Consider the following 17,163-nt stretch of genomic DNA (forward strand, 5'->3'; position numbering starts at 1 on the left):
ATCCTGTGCCCCGTGGTGAACGAGTCGACCCGGCTGTCCGCGCGGGACTGGGCGCGCGCCGCGCTGAAGGCGATCGCGGACGGCGGGCTGGCCGCGGTCGCGGTCGAACCGCTGGCACGGACCCTCGGCGTGACCAAGGGCAGTTTCTACGCGCACTACCGGAACCGGGACGAACTGATCACCGCGGCGCTCGCGGAGTGGACCCGCGGCCACGGCGAGGAGGGGCTCGCCGAGTTCGCCGCGATCGCCGATCCGGCGCGGCGACTGCGCGAGCTGCTCACCGTGGTCGTGCGGGCCGTCCAGCCGCTGGCGCCGTCCGTGCACCTGAGCCTGCTCGGCGACCGCGGCGACCCCCGGGTCAGGGACGCGGTCCACCAGGTCAACGAGGCCCGATTGGATCTCCTGGTCCGCACCTACCGCGAGCTCGGCCTGCCGCCCGACCGGGCGGCCTCTCGGGCCCGGGTCGCCTACGCGGCCATCCTCGGCCTGTCGCACCTGGCGCAGACCGATCCGGACGCCCCGCATTCCGCTGCACTCGCCGATGAGGCGGCCGCCATCTTCCTGCCGTCATGACGGCGCACGCCGCCTCCCTGCCAGGAGCCGGCACGTGAACGCCTGACGGCTGGCGGCGGCGTGGTCGAGGTCATCGCTCCACGCGGGGTTCCCCGCGAGCGTGCGGGCGGTGGTGACCGCCTTGCGGCTAAGGGCGGGCGGCCTTGCTCATTCGGTGGGTGAAGCCTGCTCGCGGGACGGGGCGAGGGCGGTGATGCCGGCGAGGACGAGGTCGATCCCGGCGAGGAACTGCTCGCGGTCGTCGTGGTCGCGCACTTGGCCGGCGACGGCCCGGGTGAACGGGTAGTCGCCGGGGTCGAGGCCTTCCCAGGCCGTCGACACGGCGTCGAGGAACTCGGCGCGGTCCGCGCCGGGGCCGAGGGCGCGGGCGCTTCCGGTGTTCGCGGCGTTCTGGCCGGCGGCGCCCAGGACGTAGTGCATCAGCGCCGAGGTCGCCGTGAACCAGTGGCCTTCGGGCACGCCCAGCGCGCGGACCTGCCGGCCGAGGCTTTCGAAGATCCGCGGTGCCACCGTGCCGGACGGGTTGCGGGAGAGCTGCGTGGCGAGCTGCGCGGCGAGCCAGGGGTGCTCCTCGGCCGCCTCGAACAGGCCGAGCGCGACGGCGCGGACCTCGTCCTGCGGCGAGCCCGGGGACTCGGACGGCCGGACGGCCAGAGCGGCGGCGACGACGGCGTCGGTGACGGCGTCAAGGAGCTCGGTCTTGTTCGCCACGTGCCAGTAGATCGCTCCGGGGCCGGTGGCGAGGCGCTCGGTCAGGGCCCGGAACGTCAGCCCGCTCTCGCCGGAGGTGTCGAGCAGTTCGACGGCCGCCTCGACGATGCGCTCGCGGGAGAGCGCGTCCGTGCGCCGCTGTGACCGGCGTGTCCGTGTTGCCATGCAGCCATCCTGCCACGTCTGGAACATCGTTCCATCATGGAGCGTTGTTCCATTGGAACGGCGTACCAGAGGGGCCGCACCGGCCTCGCAAGCGAAGGAGATCACCATGACGACGCATGTCACGATCATCGGCGCCGGGCTCGGCGGCCTCACGCTCGCCCGCGTCCTGCACGTCCACGGCATCCCGTCCACGGTCTATGAGGCGGAGCCGTCCCCGACGGCGCGCGCGCAGGGCGGGCTGCTCGACATCCATGAGCACAACGGCCAACCGGCCCTGCGGGCGGCAGGCCTGATCGAGGAGTTCCGCGGCCTCGTCCTGGAGGGCCGCGAGGCGGCGCGCGCCCTGGCGCCGGACGGGACCGTCCTGCTCGACGAACCCGACGACGGCACCGGCGGCCGGCCCGAGGTCCAGCGCGGCGAGCTGCGGAAGCTCCTGCTGGACGCGCTTCCGGCCGGCACCGTCCGCTGGGACCGCAAGGTCTCCGGCGTCCGGACCCTCGGGGACGGCCGCCACGAGGTGGCCTTCGCCGACGGCGCCACCGTCGTCACGAGCCTGCTGGTCGGCGCGGACGGGGCGTGGTCGCGGGTCCGGCCGCTGCTGTCCGGCGCCGCGCCCGAGTACAGCGGTATGTCGTTCGTCGAGACGTACCTGTTCGACGCCGACACCCGGCACCCCGCCGCCGCCAAGGCGGTCGGGGGCGGGGCGATGTTCGCGCTCGCGCCGGGGAAGGGGATCCAGGCCCACCGGGAGAGCGGCGATACCCTCCACACCTACGTGGCGCTCCGCAAGCCTCGGGACTGGTTCGCCGGCATCGACTTCACCGATCCCGGCGCGGCCGCCGCGCGGATCGCGCGCGAGTTCGACGGCTGGGCGCCTGAGCTCACCGCATTGATCACCGATGGCGACACCGCGCCGGTCCTGCGTCCGCTCTATGCCCTGCCCGACGATCACCGGTGGGAGCGCGTGCCGGGGGCGACGCTGGTCGGCGACGCCGCCCACCTCATGGTCCCGTCCGGTGAGGGCGCCAACCTGGCCATGCACGACGGTGCCGAGCTCGGAAAGGCCATCGCCGCACACCCCGATGACGTCGAGGCGGCGCTCACCGGGTACGAGCAGGCGCTCTTCCCGCGCAGCGCCGCGGAGGCCGCCGACGCGGGCCGTCTCCACGGGCTCATGTTCGGCGACAGCGCGCCGCACGGCCTGATCGACATGTTCACGGGAAACGAACACGTCGCCTGAGGCCCGGGACGGCCCTGGCCCGCGATCACGGGCCAGGGCCGTCGGTGCCGGTCAGGCGGCGGTCTCGGCGGTGGCGGTCAGGACCGCGCGGCCGAGGATGTGGCCGCTCATGGTGAAGCCGAGCAGGGCCGGGGTCGCGTCTTCGGGGACGCCGATGGAGTCGACGTCGAGGGCGTGCACCACGACGAAGTAGCGGTGCGGGCCGTGCCCGGGCGGCGGGGCGGCGCCGATGTAGCGGGCCGCGCGGGCGTCGTTGGGCAGCTGGAACGCGCCGTCGGGCAGGCCGGAGCCGGTGTCGTCGCCGGCGCCTTCGGGCAGTTCGGTGACGGTGGCGGGGATGTCGGCGACGGCCCAGTGCCAGAACCCGGACCCGGTGGGGGCGTCGGGGTCGTAGACGGTGACGGCGTAGCTGCGGGTGCCTTCCGGCGCGCCGCTCCACGACAGGTGCGGGGAGACGTCCCGGCCGCCGGGGACGCCGGAGGCCAGTTGCTCCGCCGGCCAGGCCGCGCCGTCGCCGACGGTGCTGCTGGTCACGGAGAAGGCGGCCGCCTCGGGGAGGCGGGCGAAGGGGTCGTTGGCGCTCATCGAATCTTCCCTTTCAGGTTGTGCCTGCGGGGTGGCGGATGACGGAGGCCCGTGGCGTCGTCGTGCGGCGCCGGCGGTCCCCGGTCTCACCCCGCAAATCGACAGTAACACGGAAAATCGATTATTTGTCGGATCGTCGTCTATGCTGGCGGCATGCCCCAGACAGCCCACACCCCGTCCTCGCCGGAGAGCGGATCGGGGAAGCAGATGCTCTCCGAGCAGGTCCACGCGCGCCTCCGGGACGCGATCATGCGGGGCGAGCACGCCCCCGGCGACGCCCTCAAACCGCACGACCTCGCCAAGCGGCAGGGCGTGAGCCTGGCCGTGGTGCGCGAGGCGCTCGTGCGGCTGGTCGGCGAGGGCCTCGCCGACCGGCTGCCCAACCGCGGCTTCGCCGTCCCGGCCTTCTCCGACCGCCGCTGGCAGGAGATCGCCGAGGCCCGCCGGGCCGTCGAGCCGGTCGTGCTGCGCATGTCCATCGAGCGCGGCGACGTCGACTGGGAGGCCCGGGTGCGCGCCGCCCACCACCGCCTGGCCCGCACTCCGCCCTACCTGCCGGACGAGGGCGAGTACTACACCGAGGAGTGGTCCGAAGCCCACCGCGTCTTCCACCGCACCTTGCTGGACGGCTGCGGCAACCCCGTCCTGATGGACACGTTCGACCGGCTGTGGACCGCGAGCGAGCTGGCCCGGCGCTGGTCGGCGTACCACAACCCCGACCGGGACGGCATCGCCGAGCACCGCCGGCTGGAGGAGACGGCGCTGGCCCGCGACGCCGACGCCGCGGCCGAGGTCCTGACCCTGCACCTCACGCTGACCGCGGCCGTGCTCGCCGACGAGGACGACGACGCCCGGCCCGCGAAGCGAACCTGACACCCGCCGACCGGACGCCTCCACCCGTTCATCGACATGAAAGCCACGACATGACCTCCCTCAAGGGCGGCGCGGGCCGCCGCTGCCACGCCGCCGTCAGCCCCTTGCACGCCTGCGTGTACTTCGCGCCGGAACCGCAGGACGAGTACGCGGCGCTCGGGCTCGAACGCGGGCCGATGGCGTACTACGCGGGCCGCGCGGCCCCGCTCGGAACGGCCGACGCGGGCACCGTCACCGCGACGTTCTACAACTTCAACCACGAGCATGTCCGGCGCCACATCCCCGCCGCGTGGGACGTCGCCGCTCCGGGGGCGGTGCTCGCGGCCCGGTTGCGCGGCGCGGACCGCACGCTGCGGCGCCTGCTCGGGCGGGACGCCCTCGTCTCCAAGGAGATGGCCGAGGCGGCGGAGCTAGCGCTGCGCGCGGCCGAGGCGGGCCATCGGGAGGCGCGGCCTCTGTACTCCGCGAACGCCGACCTGCCCGTGCCCGAAGAGCCGCATCTGGCGCTGTGGCATGCCGCGACGCTGCTGCGTGAGCACCGGGGCGACGGTCACCTGGCCGCCCTGGCGGTCGCGGGCCTTTCGGGGATCGAGGCGCTGGTCCTGCACAACGCGACCGGCACGGCGCCGACGTCGGCGCTGTTCATGCGGACGCGCGGGTGGTCGGCGGAGCAGTGGGCCGCCGCCCGGGACCGGCTGCGCCGGCGCGGGCTGCTGGACGAGGCGGGAGACCTCACCGAGTCCGGCGCGGCCCTGCGGTCGGAGGCGGAGATGCTCACCGACCGCCTCGACGCCGCCCCCTACGACCACCTCGGTCCGGTCGCCACCGCGCGTCTCACCGAGCTGGCCGGCGGGTTCACCGCGGCTCTCGGCGCGGCGGGCGCCTTCCCCGCAGTGCACTTCGGCAAGGGCTGAGCAGCAGATGATGTCACCAATGGCGTCACGCATCCGGAGATATGACGTCACTTTGGCTTGACCTGACGTCACTATGGCGTCATAGTTGTGGCATGGACTTGATGCCGTACGTCGAGAACCTGCGCCGTCAGCTCGCCGTCGCCGCCGAAGCGGGAGGGCCGGACGCGCGGGCGCTGGCCGAGCGGCTCACCGGCGCGCTCGAATCGGCCGCGCGGCTCGCGCTCCTGGAGGCGCTGTCGGCCGCGGCGGACGAGATCACCCGCGATCTCGCACCGGGCTCGGTCGACGTGCGGCTGCGCGGGGGCGATCCGGCGTTCGTGGTGACCCCGCCGCCGGGGCCGTCGCCGGAGAGCCCCGCCGGCGCGCCGGCTCCGGCGGCGGCACCTGCCCCGGAGGCCGTCCCGGCGTCCGGGGAGGAGGGCGGTACGGCGCGGATGACGCTGCGCCTGCCCGAGCACCTCAAGCTGCGGGTGGAGGAGGCGGCGGGCCGGCAGGGGATCTCGGTCAACGCCTGGCTGGTCCGCGCCGTCTCCGCCGCGTTCGAGCCCGGCGCGGGCGGCCGGCCCACCGACCGGGCGCAGCAGCCCCAGAGCGGGCGCAGCTACACCGGCTGGGTGCGTTAGCGCCCTCGGCCTCGCTTCTTCTCTCATCGCCCGGCGCCAGGCCGGGATGCCGGACCGGACCCATGAGGAGGGCTCCGCCATGCCTGCTTTCGACACCCCCGAGCCGATCACCGCCGACATCGACGTCTACAGCGGCCGGATCCTGATCAACGCGAGCGACCGCGCCGACACCGTGGTGGAGGTGCGGCCGAGCGACCCGTCCACCGAGGCGAGCGTGCAGGCCGCCGAGCGGACGGTCGTGGAGTTCTCCGGCGGGCGGCTGCTGGTCAAGGGGCCCAAGCCCAAGGCGCTGGCGTACGTGCTGCCCTGGCGCGGCTCGATCGAGGTGACCGTCGACCTGCCCGCCGGATCCCGCCTGGAGGCCAAGGTCGCCGCGGAGATCGTCGCCACCGGGACGCTCGGCGAGACCGTCCTGCGCACCTCGATCGGGGACGTGCGCCTGGAGGAGACGGGGCCGCTGGAGGCCAAGACCTCCACCGGCGACATCACCGTGGACCGGGTGACCGGCCCGGTCGAGGCGGTCACCTCGACCGGCGCGATCCGGATCGGTGCCGTCGACGGCACCGGCACCGTGAAGGCCTCCACCGGTGCGGTCACGCTCGGCGAGGCGGCCGGGGACCTGCAGGTGAAGACCGGCACCGGCGACGTCACCGTGGGCCGCACGCTGGCCGGGCTCACCGCCAGGACCGCGCACGGCCGGATCCGGATCGGCGAGGCGGTGAGCGGCACCGTCCGGCTGGAGACCGGCCACGGCAAGGTCGGCGTCGGGATCGCCGAGGGCACCGCCGCCTGGCTGGACCTGCACTCCAAGAACGGCGTCGTGCGCAACACCCTCACCGCGGCGGACGGCCCCGACACCGCCGACGCGGTCGTGGAGGTGCACGCGCACACCAACTGGGGCGACATCGACGTCCACCGGTCCTGACCCCGAAGACCAGCAAGGAGACCCCTCATGAGCGACGCGATCACCGCCGAAGGGCTGGTCAAGAGATACGGCGGGGTGACGGCCCTGGACGGGCTGAGCTTCACGGTCCCGCGGGGGACGGTGCTCGCCCTGCTCGGCCCGAACGGCGCCGGCAAGACCACCGCGGTGCGGGTGCTGACCACGCTGGTGCGCCCCGACGCCGGCCGCGCCACCGTCGCCGGATACGACGTGGTCGAGGATGCCCGGCGGCTGCGCGCCCACATCGGGCTGTCCGGGCAGTACGCCGCCGTCGACGAGCACCTGACCGGCGCCGAGAACCTGGAGATGGTCGGGCGCCTGTACCACCTGGGCGCCAAGCGCAGCAAGGCCCGCGCACGCGAGCTGCTGGAGCGGTTCGACCTGGCCGACGCCGCGGACCGTCCGGTGAAGGGCTACTCCGGCGGCATGCGCCGCCGCATCGACCTGGCGGGCGCGCTGGTCGCCGACCCGCCGGTGCTGTTCCTGGACGAGCCGAGCACCGGCCTTGACCCCCGTGCCCGCGCCGCGCTGTGGGACACCATCTCCGGCCTCGTCGCGGGAGGCGGCACGCTGCTGCTGACCACCCAGTACATGGAGGAGGCGGACCGCCTCGCCGACCAGGTCATGGTGGTCGACCACGGGCGCGCCCTCGCCCGCGGCACCGCCGACGAGCTCAAGGACCGGGTCGGCGGCAACCGCATCGAGCTGACCGTGACCCGCGCCGACGAGCTGGAGCCGGCCCGGCAGGCGCTCGCCTGGGTCGCCGTCGGCGCGATGCGGACCGCGCCGGAGTCCCTGCGGATCACCGTCCCGGTCACCGACGGCCCCGAGGCGCTGCGCCGCGTCCTCGGCCGCCTCGCCGAGGACGGCGTGCGGGTGCGGGACGTCGGGCTGCGGCGCCCGACCCTCGACGACGTCTATCTCACGCTGACCGGGCACCGGCCGCCCGGCGCCGGCGAGCAGGCCGGGCAGGCCGGGCAGGCCGAGGAGGCCCTTCGATGAACGCGGTCATCATGCCCGTCGCCGACGGCTGGACCATCGCCAAGCGCAACGCCCTGAAGATCCGCCGGTCGCCGGACATGCTCGGCGGCGTGGTCATGCTCCCGGTCGTGCTGGTGCTGCTGTTCGCCTACGTCTTCGGCAGCGCCATCCGCGTGCCGGGGATGCCGTACCGGGAGTTCCTGCTGCCCGGCGTCTTCGTCCAGGCGGTGATCATGAGCGCGCAGATCACCGGGTACACCCTCACGCTGGACCTGCGGAAGGGCATCTTCGACCGGTTCCGCTCGCTGCCGATGGCGCCGTCGGCGGTGCTGATCGGGCAGACGGTCAGCGACCTGCTGATGAACCTGGCCGGGCTGGTGGTGATGGCCGCGGTGGGGCTGGCCGTCGGCTGGCGGGTGCACACCTCGCCCGCCGAGGCGGCGCTCGGGTTCGGGCTGCTGATGCTGTTCGCCTACGCGTTCTCGTGGGTGACCGCGACCGTGGCGCTGGCCCTGCGGACGCCGGAGAGCTTCAACAACATCGCCACGATGGTCTCGTTCCCGCTGGTGTTCGTGTCCAACGCCTTCCTCGACAGCTCCGGGCTGCCCGCGCCGCTGCGCGTCGTCGCCGAGTGGAACCCCGTGTCGACCTTCACGCAGGCGGCGCGCGAGCTGTTCGGCAACACCAGCTCCGCGCTGAAGACCGCGGACGTCTGGCCCATCCGGCACGCCGTGCCGGCGTCGCTGCTCTGGATCGCGGTCCTGCTGGTGGTGTTCGTCCCGCTGGCGACCCGTCTGTACAAGAAGGCCGTCAGCTCCTGACCGCCCCGGCACCCCGCGGCGCCTGCAGAAGGCGCGATCGAGCGGCGAGCAAGCTAGAGTGCTAGCATGCTCGCCGTGGGCGACGAGGACGTCAAGCAGTTCAACGTGTACCTGCCGATCGGGCTGATCAAGCAGGTCAAGCATCGCGCCATCGAGGCGGAGCTGTCGCTGTCGGCGCTGGTCGCGGAGGCGCTGCGTGCCTACCTCGACGAGGACGGCGGCGGGCGACGGCGGGCAGGCGAAGGCGAGGAGGAGGACTGACATGAGCACCGAGGGCTTCGAGGCCGTGTTCCTGGAGACGCACAACTGGGGGAAGGCGGCCGGGTTCTTCCGGTCGCTGGGGTTCGAGCTGGAGTTCGAGACCGATCACGGCTCCGGGCAGTTCCGCAACGGCGACGGCCCCTACGTCTTCATCGCCGAGGTCCCCGAGGACCGGGAGCCGCAGGCGCGGATGGTGCTGCGGGTGCCGGACGCGGAGGCGTTCCGCCCCGGCGCGGGCGTGGAGGTGGTGTCGCCGTTCGAGGACACGCACTACGGGACGCGGGAGATGACCGTCCGGGACCCCGACGGGCGGCTGTGGACGCTGCAGGCCCCGGGCAAGTGAGCGAGGGAGCCGCGTGAGCGTCGAGGAGAAGGTGGAGCCGGAGCACACGGCGGTGCGGGTCGCGCTGTGGCGGGCCCTGCACGTCCAGGTGGATCCGCCCCCGCACGTGATCGAGGACGAGGTCGGGCTGCGGCTGGTCGCGCCCGGTGACGGCTGGCGCGGGCGGCCGGACATGGATCCGGACGGCACCTCCCTGTACCGGGCGGGGATCGTGGCCCGGGCCCGTTTCGTTGAGGACCTGGTCGCCGAGGAGGCGGCCCGGGGCGTCGGGCAGTACGTCGTCCTGGGCGCCGGGCTGGACACCTTCGTCCAGCGCCGCCCGGAGGCGGCCGCCCGCCTGCGGGTGTTCGAGGTGGACCGGCCGGGTCCGCAGGAGTGGAAGCGCCGCAGGCTGGCCGAGCTCGGGTACGGGGTGCCGGACGGGCTGCGCCTGGTCCCGGTCGACTTCGAGGCGGAGTCGTGGTGGGAGCGGCTGGTGGCGGCCGGGTTCGACCCGGGCGCGCCGGCGGTGGTGGCCTCGGCGGGGGTGTCGATGTACCTGACCAGGGAGGCGAACGCGGCGACGCTGCGGCTGCTGTCGTCGCTGGCGCCCGGCTCCACGCTGGTCATGACGTTCCAGCCGCCGCTGGAGCTGATCGATGCGCCTGAGCGCCCGGCGCGGCGGGCCGCCGAGGACGGCGCCCGCTCGTCGGGGACGCCGTTCATCAGCTTCTTTGCACCGCGGGAGATCACGGCGATGGCCCTGGAGGCCGGGTTCGAGCGGGCGCGGCACGTGTCGGCGGCGATGCTCAACGAGCGCTACTTCGCCGGACGGACGGACGGCCTGCGGACCTCCAGCGGGGAGGAATTGCTGGTCGCGGTCACCTGAGCGCCCTGCCCCGGGGGCGATGGACGGGTTTGCGAACCACGTGGTTCACTTGTGGGGAGCGAATCCGTCCCTCCGGAGGCAGTCATGCAGACGTCCGTGCGGCGCGAGAAGATCCGGTTCGACAGCGGCGGCGCGCGGTGCGCCGCCTGGCACTATCCGAGCGCGAACGGCTCCTGCGTGGTCATGGCCGGCGGTTTCGGGGTCACCAAGGAGCCGGGCACCGACCGGTTCGCGGAGCGGTTCGCGCGGGCCGGGTTCGGCGTCCTGGCCTTCGACTACCGGCACCTGGGGGAGAGCGGCGGGCAGCCGCGCCAGGTCGCGCGGGTGGGGGAGCAGCTGGCGGACTGGCGGGCCGCGATCGCCCGCGCGCGGTCGCTCCCCGGCGTGGACCCCCGCGCGGTCGCCGCGTGGGGGTTCTCGCTGTCGGGCGGCCACCTGCTGCGCGTCGCGGCGCGCGAGCCCGGCCTCGCCGCGGTGGTCGCGCAGACCCCCGCGGTCGGCGGGTGGGCGGCCTCGCGCAGCGCCACGCGTCACCAGACGCCGGCCGCGCTGCTGCGCCTGGCCGCCATAGGCATCGCCGACGCCGCCGGCGCGCTGGCGGGCCGCGCGCCCCGGACGGTGCCGCTCGCGGCGCCGCCCGGGCAGGTCGGGGTGCTGTCCACGCCCGACTCCCTGGACACCGCGCGGGCGCTGGACCCGGACGGCCGGTACGGCGGCTGGCGGCAGGAGATCGCCGCCCGGTCGGCACTGCGGTTCGCGCTCTACGAGCCCGGGCGCGCGGCGCCGCGCGTGCGGTGCCCGGCGCTGGTGGTGGTGTGCGAGCAGGACACGGCGGCCTACCCGCCCGCGGCGATCCGCGCCGCGCACCGGATGCCCCGCGCGGAGCTGGTCCGCGTCCCCGGCACGCACTACGCGCCGTTCCTGGAGCAGCACGAGCGGGTCGTCGAGGCCGAGCTGGAGTTCCTGAACCGCCACCTGCCCGTCGCGCCGGGCGCCGCGCGGTGAGCGGGATGGCGACGGTCGAGCTGGAAGCCGGGACGATCGAGTACACCGACGCCGGCGAGGGCCCGGTGCTGGTGCTGCTGCACGGGCTGATGATGGACGCCTCGCTGTGGGACGGGGCGGTCGCCGAGCTGTCGCGCGACCACCGGTGCGTCGCGCCGACGCTGCCGCTCGGCGCGCACCGCCGCGCGATGCGTCCCGGCGCCGACCTGTCGCTGGAGGGGGTCGCGCGGCTGGTCGCCGAGTTCGTCGACCGGCTCGGCCTGCGAGAGGTCACGCTCGTCGGCAGCGACACCGGCGGCGCGCTCGTCCAGCTGGTGCTGCGGGACGGCGCGGCGTGGGCGGCGCGGGCCGTGCTGGTGTCCTGCGAGGCGTTCGACAACCTGCCCGCGCGGCTCACCGGCCGGACGCTGGTGCTGTCCGGGCGGCTGCCTCCGTGGCTGTTCGGCCTGTTCATGCAGCAGATGCGGCTGCGGGCGGTGCGGCGGCTGCCGATCGCGTTCGGGTGGCTGACCGCGCGCGGCGACGCGACCGCCGCGCGGTGGACCGAGCCGGTCCGGACGCGCCGCGACGTACGCCGCGACACCGTCGCGCTGCTGCGCGCGGTCGCGGCCGGCAACCCGCTGCCCGCCGCCGCGGAGGCGCTGCGCGGATTCGGCGGGCCCGCGCTGGTGGTGTGGGCGAGCGGCGACCGGGTGATGCCGCCCGAGCACGGGCGCCGCCTGGCGGAGCTGCTGCCGCGCGGGCGGCTGGTGGAGGTGGACGGCACCCGCACTCTCGTCCCCCTCGACAGGCCGGACCGGTTCGCCGCGATCGTCCGGGAGTTCGTCGGCGAGGCCGCCCGGGGCGGCTGACCGGCGCGTCCCGGGCGGGTGTCGGGTTCCCGTCGCGCTCTGCCTCCGGTTGATATTCTCAACGTTGAGATAAGGAGGCGGCGATGGCGGACGCGGTGGACGACATCCTCGCGCAGTGGGCGCGGGAGCGGCCCGACCTGGACGTGTGGCCGATGGGGATCATCGGCCGGATCTCCCGCCTGCAGATGCTGCTGCACCGGGAGCTGCGCGCGTTCTTCGCCGCGCGGGGGCTGGAGAACTGGGAGTTCGACGTCCTCGCCACGCTGCGGCGGTCGGGCGCCCCCTACGAGCTGACCGCGGGCGCGCTGCTGAAGGCGGCGATGGTCACCTCGGGGGCGATCACCAACCGGATCGACCGGATGGAGGCCAAGGGGCTGGTGGAGCGGGTCCGCGACGCCGCGGACCGGCGGTCGGTGCTGATCCGGCTCACCCCGCACGGCCTGGCGGTCGTGGACGAGGCGGTCGGCGCGCACGTGGAGAACGAGGCGCGGCTGCTGGCCTCGCTCGGCCCGTCCGACCGCGAGGACCTGGCCGGGCGGCTGCGCATGCTGCTGGAGGCGCTCGGCGACACCTCCCGCGCCTGAACCGCGCGCCTCGTCACCGGGGCGGGGGATCGGTGAAGGGCCGGGCCGCGCGTGCGGCGCGGTCGGCGATGGCGGTGAGGTGGGCGGCCAGTTCGGGCGGGTCGAGCAGGGTGTAGTCGACGTCCAGGAGGGCGATGCGGTGCGCCAGGTACCGCAGGGAGTCCGATCGGGTGTGCAGTCGGCAGGTGCGCTCGTCGACCGGTTCCAGGACGCCGTGCCAGGCGGTGACGTGCCGGGCGGCCTCCTCGGCGGGGGCGTGCAGCAGCAGTCGGGCGCGGATCGTCCCGGATCCGCCGGCGAGGGTGTCCATCGCCCAGGACGTGGCGTCGGCGCCGCCGGGCAGGGGCCGGGCCGGGGCGCGGACGCCGGTGCGCTGCGGGCCGGTGATGCGGTCGGCGCGGAAGGTGCGCCAGTCCGCGCGGTCCTCGTCGTGGGCGACCAGGTACCAGCGGCGTGCGGCGGTGACGAGGCGGTGCGGCTGGGCGTGCCGGCGGGTCTCGGTGCCGTCGGCGGCGGTGTAGGCGAAGCGGACGTTCTCGCCGGCGACGCAGGCGCCGGCGAGCAGCGCCAGGACGGCGGGGTCGGCGGCGCGTCGCCGTGGGGCGGGAGCGGGACGGCTGCCTGCGCGAGGGCGGTGACGCGGTGCCGCAGCCGTTTCGGCAGGACCTGCTCGAGTTTGGCCAGGGCGCGCTGGGAGGCGTCCTCGATGCCGGTGACGGCGCCGGCGGTGCGCAGGCCGATCGCGATGGCGGTCGCCTCGTCGTCATCCAGCAGCAGCGGTGGCATCGCGGTGCCGGCGGTGAGCCGGTAGCCGCCGGTGCTGCCGTGCACGGCGCGGACGGGGTAGCCGAGGGTGCGCAGCCGGTCGATGTCGCGGCGGACGGTGCGTCCGGTGACGCCGAGGCGGTCGGCGAGTTCGGCGCCGGTCCAGTCGCGGGGTGTCTGCAGCAGGGACAGCAGCCGCAGCAGCCGTCCGGAGGGGTCGCGCATGGGTTCCATCCTGCCGTCCCATTAGGACGTTCACTGACCTAATGCGGTCCTAGTGTCGTGGCCGTCGGGACCGGAGGACGTCCGGTCTCCTGGTGGACGGAGGAACGGCATGCTGCGCGGACTTGCGACGATCAGCTTCTTCGCGGACGACGTGGAGGCGGCCGGCGAGTGGTACGCCGAGCTGCTCGGGGCGCGCCCGTACTTCCGCGTCCCGGGCCCGGACGGGCGGGCGGTCTACCTGGAGTTCCGGATCGGGGACCACCAGCAGGAGCTGGGGCTGATCGACACGCGGTTCCGGCCCGGCGCGGCGGGGGCGGGCGAGCCGGGCGGGGCGGTGGCGTACTGGCACGTCGACGATCTGGAGGGCGCGGTGGAGCGGCTGGTGTCGATGGGCGCGCGCGTCCACGAGAAGGTCACGGCGCGCGGGGAGGGCACGGGGTTCGCGACCGCGTCGGTCGTCGACCCGTTCGGCAACGTGCTCGGGGTGATGACCAATCCGCACTACCTGCGGATGCTGGCGGCGGGCCGCTGACGGCGGGCCGGGCGCGGGGCGGCGCGACCGCCTCCGCCCGGCTCGCCGCAGGGCCGCGCGCCCGCGTCAGTCGCGTCCGATGTAGGCGCGCAGGTGGCGGGCGGTGAGGGTGTCGGCGGTGGCGACCAGGTCGGCGGGGGTGCCGGTGAACACCACGCGTCCGCCGTCGGCTCCGGCGCCGGGGCCGAGGTCGATGATGTGGTCGGCGTGGGCCATGACGGCCTGGTGGTGCTCGATCACGATGACCGACTCGCCGTCGTCGACGAGGCGGTCCAGCAGGCCGAGGAGCTGGTCGACGTCGGCCAGGTGCAGGCCGGTGGTGGGTTCGTCCAGCACGTAGACGGCGGCCTTGCCGGCCATGTGCACGGCGAGTTTGAGGCGCTGGCGTTCCCCGCCGGACAGGGTGGTGAGGGGCTGGCCGAGGGTGAGGTAGCCGAGGCCGACGGCGGCGAGCCGGTCCAGGATCGCGTGGGCCTGGCCGGTGGGGAAGAAGCCGAGGGCCTGCTCGACGGGCATCGCCAGGACCTGGCTGATGTCCTTGCCGCGCAGGGTGTGGGTGAGGACCTCGGCGGTGTAGCGGCGCCCTTCGCATTTCTCGCAGACGGCGGCGACGCCCGCCATCATCGCCAGGTCGGTGTAGATCAGGCCGATGCCCTTGCAGGCGGGGCAGGCGCCTTCGGAGTTGGCGCTGAACAGCGCGGCCTTGACGCCGTTGGCCTTGGCGAACGCGGCGCGGACGTGGTCGAGCAGGCCGGTGTAGGTGGCGGGGTTGCTGCGCCGGGACCCGCGGATGGCGGACTGGTCGACCACGACGACGCCGTCGCGTCCGGGCAGCACCCCGTGGATCAGGGAGCTCTTGCCGGATCCGGCGACGCCGGTGACGACGGTGAGCACGCCGAGCGGGACGTCGACGTCGACGCCCTTGAGGTTGTGCAGGTCGGCGCCGCGGATCGGCAGGTGCCCGGTGGGGGTGCGGGGGTGTTCGCGGAGCCGGGCGCGGTGGTCCAGGTGGCGTCCGGTGAGGGTGCCGGAGGCGCGCAGCCCGGCGACGTCGCCGGCGAAGCAGACGTGCCCGCCGGCGGTTCCGGCGCCGGGGCCGAGGTCGACGACATGGTCGGCGATCGCGATCGTCTCGGGCTTGTGCTCGACGACCAGGACGGTGTTGCCCTTGTCGCGCAGCCGCAGCAGCAGGTCGTTCATCCGGGCGATGTCGCGGGGGTGCAGGCCGGCGGTGGGTTCGTCGAAGACGTAGGTGACGTCGGTGAGGGAGGAGCCGAGGTGGCGCACCATCTTCACCCGCTGCGCCTCGCCGCCCGACAGGCTGGGGGACTCGCGGTCCAGGCTGAGGTAGCCCAGGCCGATCTCCACCAGCGAGTCGAGGGCCTCGCGCAGGGTGGCGACCAGCGGCGCGACGGACTCGTCGTCGATCTTCGCGACGAACCCGGCGAGGTCGCTGATCTGCATGGCGGCGCAGTCGGCGATGGTGAGCCCGCCGACGCGGGAGGCGAGCGCGGCGGGGTTGAGGCGGGCGCCGCCGCAGGCGGGGCAGGTGCTGAAGGTGACGGCGCGGTCGACGAACGCGCGGATGTGCGGCTGCAGGGAGTCGCGGTCCTTGCCGAGGTAGAGCCGCCGCACCTTCACCAGCAGGCCCTCGTAGGTGGTGTTGAGGCCGCTGTTGGGGACCTTGGTGGCGGGCTTGTGCAGGAGGTCGTCCCACTGGGCGGGGGTGTAGTCGCGCAGCTTGACGTCGGGGTCGACGAACCCGGAGCCGGCCAGCACCTTCCAGTACCAGGATCCGACGGCGAAGTTCGGGACGGTGACGGCGCCCTCATTGAGCGACAGGTCGCGGTCGAGGAGCTGGTCGAGGTCGATGGCGGTGGTGCGGCCGAGGCCCTCGCATTCGGGGCACATGCCCTCGGCGCTGTTGAAGCTGTAGGCCGAGGACGTCCCGGCACTCGGCACGCCGAGGCGGGAGAAGACGATCCGCAGCATGGCGTGCGCGTCGGTGGCGGTGCCGACGGTGGAGCGCGAGTTGGCGCCCATCGGCTCCTGGTCGACGACGATCGCCGCGGACAGGTTGCGCAGCGCGTCGACGTCGGGGCGGGCGGGGCTGCCCATGAACGACTGCAGGAACGCGGTGTAGGTCTCGTTGATCAGCCGCCGTGACTCGGCGGCGATGGTGCCGAACACCAGCGACGACTTGCCCGAGCCGGACACGCCGGTGAAGACGGTGAGGCGGCGTTTGGGGATGTCCAGGTCGACGCCGGCGAGGTTGTTCTCGCGGGCGCCGCGGACCTGGATGACGTCGTGCCGGTCGGCGGCCGCGGCGCCGCGTCCGGCGCTGCCGGAGTCGGAGTCGGTGCTGGCGGAGTCGGTGCCGGCCGGGGTGGTGGGGGTGCCGGTGGTGGGCGGGAGGGGCATGCGTCGTCCTCGCATCGGCTTGATAGCTTATGGCGTAAAGAGATCGTGGAACGAATCAGTTTACGGCATACGGAGTTGTACGGTGACCGTGTTCGCGGGGCAGGGCGACCCGCGCCGCTCGATGGACCTGCTGTGGCGGCGGCCGGAGCCCGCGCCGCCGGTGCCGCGGCCGGGACCGCGGCCCGGGCTGAGCGTGGAGGCCATCGTGGACGCGGCGATCGCGGTCGCCGACGCCGAGGGGATGGCGGCGCTGTCGATGCGCGCGGTCGGCGAGCGGCTCGGCCGGACGGCGATGTCGCTGTACACCTACGTGCCGGGCAAGGCCGAGCTGGTGGACCTGATGTACGACCGGGCGCTCGCGGAGCTGCCCGCGTCGTACGAGGTGTCGGCGGGGTGGCGGGCGGCGCTGGTGGCGTGGGCGGAGGACGGCTGGGCGTTCTATCTGCGGCATCCGTGGGTGCTGCAGGTGTCGCAGGCGCGTCCGGTGCTGGGGCCCAACGAGTACGGGGTGCTGGAGGCGCTGCTGGGGGTGCTCGCCGTGACCGGGCTGGACGCGCGGGAGGTGCGGCGTGCGGTGGCGGCGTTGTCGAGCGTGGTGCGGGGCGCGGCGCAGACGGTGGCGGAGTCGCGGCAGGCGGTGCGGGCGACGGGCCTGTCGGAGGCGCAGTGGTGGCACGGGCGGGCCGGGGCGCTGCTGGAGGTCGCGCCGGGGTTCGCCGAGCGGTTCCCGCGCGTGGCGTGGCTGGACGCCGAGGCCGCCCCCGACGTGCCGGATGGCGCCGGGCCGGATGGCGCCGGGCCGGATGGCGCCGGGCCGGATGGCGCCGGGCCGGATGGCGCCGGGCCGGATGGCGCCGGGCCGGATGGCGCCGGGCCGGA

The 17,163-nt window shown here is 74.5% G+C and carries 19 protein-coding genes and 1 pseudogene; 16 read left to right on the top strand and 4 right to left on the bottom strand.

Translation table 11 applies throughout. The annotated features are described in order from the left end of the window. The first annotated feature begins 12 nt into the window (after nucleotides 1-12). Nucleotides 13-573 carry a TetR/AcrR family transcriptional regulator gene (locus AB0C78_RS04470; protein WP_360741562.1) on the top strand — a complete coding sequence of 187 codons (561 nt, stop codon included), beginning with the start codon at nucleotides 13-15 and terminating at the stop codon, nucleotides 571-573. 147 nt (nucleotides 574-720) lie between these two features. Here the strand turns inward: AB0C78_RS04470 and AB0C78_RS04475 are convergent, their stop codons facing one another. Continuing rightward, nucleotides 721-1,449 (bottom strand): TetR/AcrR family transcriptional regulator C-terminal domain-containing protein, encoded by a 729-nt coding sequence (locus AB0C78_RS04475; protein WP_360741564.1) that lies wholly within the window; start codon nucleotides 1,447-1,449, stop codon nucleotides 721-723. A 106-nt stretch (nucleotides 1,450-1,555) separates the two neighbouring features. Here AB0C78_RS04475 and AB0C78_RS04480 point away from each other — a divergent pair, with 106 nt between their 5' ends. Then, nucleotides 1,556-2,689, top strand: coding sequence for an NAD(P)/FAD-dependent oxidoreductase (locus tag AB0C78_RS04480; protein ID WP_360741566.1), 1,134 nt, complete (start codon nucleotides 1,556-1,558; stop codon nucleotides 2,687-2,689). A 51-nt stretch (nucleotides 2,690-2,740) separates the two neighbouring features. On the opposite strand, the gene AB0C78_RS04485 is transcribed toward AB0C78_RS04480, so the two are convergent. Next, on the bottom strand, nucleotides 2,741-3,274 hold the full coding sequence (locus AB0C78_RS04485) for a YbhB/YbcL family Raf kinase inhibitor-like protein (RefSeq protein WP_360741568.1): 534 nt from the start codon (nucleotides 3,272-3,274) through the stop codon (nucleotides 2,741-2,743). Between the two features lie 153 nt (nucleotides 3,275-3,427). Here AB0C78_RS04485 and AB0C78_RS04490 point away from each other — a divergent pair, with 153 nt between their 5' ends. The 12 genes from AB0C78_RS04490 (at nucleotide 3,428) to AB0C78_RS04545 (ending at nucleotide 12,341) form a co-directional block, all read left to right on the top strand. Next, a complete protein-coding gene (locus AB0C78_RS04490) occupies nucleotides 3,428-4,147 on the top strand; it encodes a GntR family transcriptional regulator (protein WP_360741570.1) in 720 nt (239 codons plus the stop codon). 50 nt (nucleotides 4,148-4,197) lie between these two features. Continuing rightward, nucleotides 4,198-5,061, top strand: a complete 864-nt coding sequence (locus AB0C78_RS04495) for a hypothetical protein (RefSeq protein ID WP_360741572.1) — start codon at nucleotides 4,198-4,200, stop codon at nucleotides 5,059-5,061. Between the two features lie 92 nt (nucleotides 5,062-5,153). Next, on the top strand, nucleotides 5,154-5,684 hold the full coding sequence (locus tag AB0C78_RS04500) for a toxin-antitoxin system HicB family antitoxin (protein ID WP_360741574.1): 531 nt from the start codon (nucleotides 5,154-5,156) through the stop codon (nucleotides 5,682-5,684). A 79-nt stretch (nucleotides 5,685-5,763) separates the two neighbouring features. Then, nucleotides 5,764-6,609 carry a DUF4097 family beta strand repeat-containing protein gene (locus tag AB0C78_RS04505; protein WP_360741576.1) on the top strand — a complete coding sequence of 282 codons (846 nt, stop codon included), beginning with the start codon at nucleotides 5,764-5,766 and terminating at the stop codon, nucleotides 6,607-6,609. Nucleotides 6,610-6,636: 27 nt separating this feature from the next. Continuing rightward, nucleotides 6,637-7,629 (top strand): ATP-binding cassette domain-containing protein, encoded by a 993-nt coding sequence (locus tag AB0C78_RS04510; RefSeq protein WP_360741578.1) that lies wholly within the window; start codon nucleotides 6,637-6,639, stop codon nucleotides 7,627-7,629. Beyond that, nucleotides 7,626-8,429 carry an ABC transporter permease gene (locus tag AB0C78_RS04515; RefSeq protein ID WP_360741580.1) on the top strand — a complete coding sequence of 268 codons (804 nt, stop codon included), beginning with the start codon at nucleotides 7,626-7,628 and terminating at the stop codon, nucleotides 8,427-8,429. The genes AB0C78_RS04510 and AB0C78_RS04515 overlap by 4 nt, the downstream gene beginning before the upstream one ends. 66 nt (nucleotides 8,430-8,495) lie before the next feature. Beyond that, on the top strand, nucleotides 8,496-8,690 hold the full coding sequence (locus AB0C78_RS04520) for a hypothetical protein (RefSeq protein ID WP_360741582.1): 195 nt from the start codon (nucleotides 8,496-8,498) through the stop codon (nucleotides 8,688-8,690). 1 nt (nucleotide 8,691) lies between these two features. After that, on the top strand, nucleotides 8,692-9,033 hold the full coding sequence (locus tag AB0C78_RS04525) for a VOC family protein (RefSeq protein ID WP_360741584.1): 342 nt from the start codon (nucleotides 8,692-8,694) through the stop codon (nucleotides 9,031-9,033). A 13-nt stretch (nucleotides 9,034-9,046) separates the two neighbouring features. Further along, nucleotides 9,047-9,901, top strand: coding sequence for a class I SAM-dependent methyltransferase (locus tag AB0C78_RS04530; RefSeq protein WP_360741586.1), 855 nt, complete (start codon nucleotides 9,047-9,049; stop codon nucleotides 9,899-9,901). 84 nt (nucleotides 9,902-9,985) lie between these two features. Further along, a complete protein-coding gene (locus AB0C78_RS04535; RefSeq protein ID WP_360741588.1) occupies nucleotides 9,986-10,906 on the top strand; it encodes an alpha/beta hydrolase in 921 nt (306 codons plus the stop codon). 5 nt (nucleotides 10,907-10,911) lie between these two features. Beyond that, nucleotides 10,912-11,757: an alpha/beta hydrolase gene (locus AB0C78_RS04540; RefSeq protein WP_360741590.1), complete on the top strand. Its 846-nt coding sequence runs from the start codon at nucleotides 10,912-10,914 to the stop codon at nucleotides 11,755-11,757. 83 nt (nucleotides 11,758-11,840) lie between these two features. Next, nucleotides 11,841-12,341: a MarR family transcriptional regulator gene (locus AB0C78_RS04545; RefSeq protein ID WP_360741592.1), complete on the top strand. Its 501-nt coding sequence runs from the start codon at nucleotides 11,841-11,843 to the stop codon at nucleotides 12,339-12,341. Nucleotides 12,342-12,354: 13 nt separating this feature from the next. Here AB0C78_RS04545 and AB0C78_RS04550 read toward each other — a convergent pair. After that, nucleotides 12,355-13,331, bottom strand: a pseudogene (locus AB0C78_RS04550) (YafY family protein). A 109-nt stretch (nucleotides 13,332-13,440) separates the two neighbouring features. Between AB0C78_RS04550 and AB0C78_RS04555 the strand changes: the two are divergent. Next, nucleotides 13,441-13,863: a VOC family protein gene (locus tag AB0C78_RS04555; RefSeq protein ID WP_360741594.1), complete on the top strand. Its 423-nt coding sequence runs from the start codon at nucleotides 13,441-13,443 to the stop codon at nucleotides 13,861-13,863. A gap of 66 nt (nucleotides 13,864-13,929) precedes the next feature. On the opposite strand, the gene AB0C78_RS04560 is transcribed toward AB0C78_RS04555, so the two are convergent. Beyond that, nucleotides 13,930-16,284, bottom strand: a complete 2,355-nt coding sequence (locus AB0C78_RS04560) for an excinuclease ABC subunit UvrA (protein ID WP_360741596.1) — start codon at nucleotides 16,282-16,284, stop codon at nucleotides 13,930-13,932. Between the two features lie 82 nt (nucleotides 16,285-16,366). Between AB0C78_RS04560 and AB0C78_RS04565 the strand changes: the two genes are divergently transcribed. Continuing rightward, nucleotides 16,367-17,163: TetR/AcrR family transcriptional regulator C-terminal domain-containing protein (locus AB0C78_RS04565; protein WP_360741598.1), on the top strand; the 797-nt coding region annotated here is incomplete at its 3' end.

The sequence above is a fragment of the Actinomadura sp. NPDC048394 genome (genome assembly GCF_040651755.1).
Lineage (GTDB): Bacteria > Actinomycetota > Actinomycetes > Streptosporangiales > Streptosporangiaceae > Spirillospora > Spirillospora montaniterrae.

Excerpts from the sequence above, each read along its gene's own strand:
- AB0C78_RS04535 (WP_360741588.1), top strand. The coding sequence starts at position 9,986 with ATGCAGACGTCCGTGCGGCGCGAGAAGATCCGGTTCGACAGCGGCGGC.
- AB0C78_RS04495 (WP_360741572.1), top strand. The coding sequence starts at position 4,198 with ATGACCTCCCTCAAGGGCGGCGCGGGCCGCCGCTGCCACGCCGCCGTC.
- AB0C78_RS04555 (WP_360741594.1), top strand. The coding sequence starts at position 13,441 with ATGCTGCGCGGACTTGCGACGATCAGCTTCTTCGCGGACGACGTGGAG.
- AB0C78_RS04510 (WP_360741578.1), top strand. The coding sequence starts at position 6,637 with ATGAGCGACGCGATCACCGCCGAAGGGCTGGTCAAGAGATACGGCGGG.
- AB0C78_RS04505 (WP_360741576.1), top strand. The coding sequence starts at position 5,764 with ATGCCTGCTTTCGACACCCCCGAGCCGATCACCGCCGACATCGACGTC.
- AB0C78_RS04490 (WP_360741570.1), top strand. The coding sequence starts at position 3,428 with ATGCCCCAGACAGCCCACACCCCGTCCTCGCCGGAGAGCGGATCGGGG.
- AB0C78_RS04520 (WP_360741582.1), top strand. The coding sequence starts at position 8,496 with ATGCTCGCCGTGGGCGACGAGGACGTCAAGCAGTTCAACGTGTACCTG.
- AB0C78_RS04500 (WP_360741574.1), top strand. The coding sequence starts at position 5,154 with ATGGACTTGATGCCGTACGTCGAGAACCTGCGCCGTCAGCTCGCCGTC.
- AB0C78_RS04475 (WP_360741564.1), bottom strand. The coding sequence starts at position 1,449 with ATGGCAACACGGACACGCCGGTCACAGCGGCGCACGGACGCGCTCTCC.
- AB0C78_RS04560 (WP_360741596.1), bottom strand. The coding sequence starts at position 16,284 with ATGCCCCTCCCGCCCACCACCGGCACCCCCACCACCCCGGCCGGCACC.
- AB0C78_RS04540 (WP_360741590.1), top strand. The coding sequence starts at position 10,912 with ATGGCGACGGTCGAGCTGGAAGCCGGGACGATCGAGTACACCGACGCC.
- AB0C78_RS04525 (WP_360741584.1), top strand. The coding sequence starts at position 8,692 with ATGAGCACCGAGGGCTTCGAGGCCGTGTTCCTGGAGACGCACAACTGG.
- AB0C78_RS04515 (WP_360741580.1), top strand. The coding sequence starts at position 7,626 with ATGAACGCGGTCATCATGCCCGTCGCCGACGGCTGGACCATCGCCAAG.
- AB0C78_RS04480 (WP_360741566.1), top strand. The coding sequence starts at position 1,556 with ATGACGACGCATGTCACGATCATCGGCGCCGGGCTCGGCGGCCTCACG.
- AB0C78_RS04545 (WP_360741592.1), top strand. The coding sequence starts at position 11,841 with ATGGCGGACGCGGTGGACGACATCCTCGCGCAGTGGGCGCGGGAGCGG.
- AB0C78_RS04485 (WP_360741568.1), bottom strand. The coding sequence starts at position 3,274 with ATGAGCGCCAACGACCCCTTCGCCCGCCTCCCCGAGGCGGCCGCCTTC.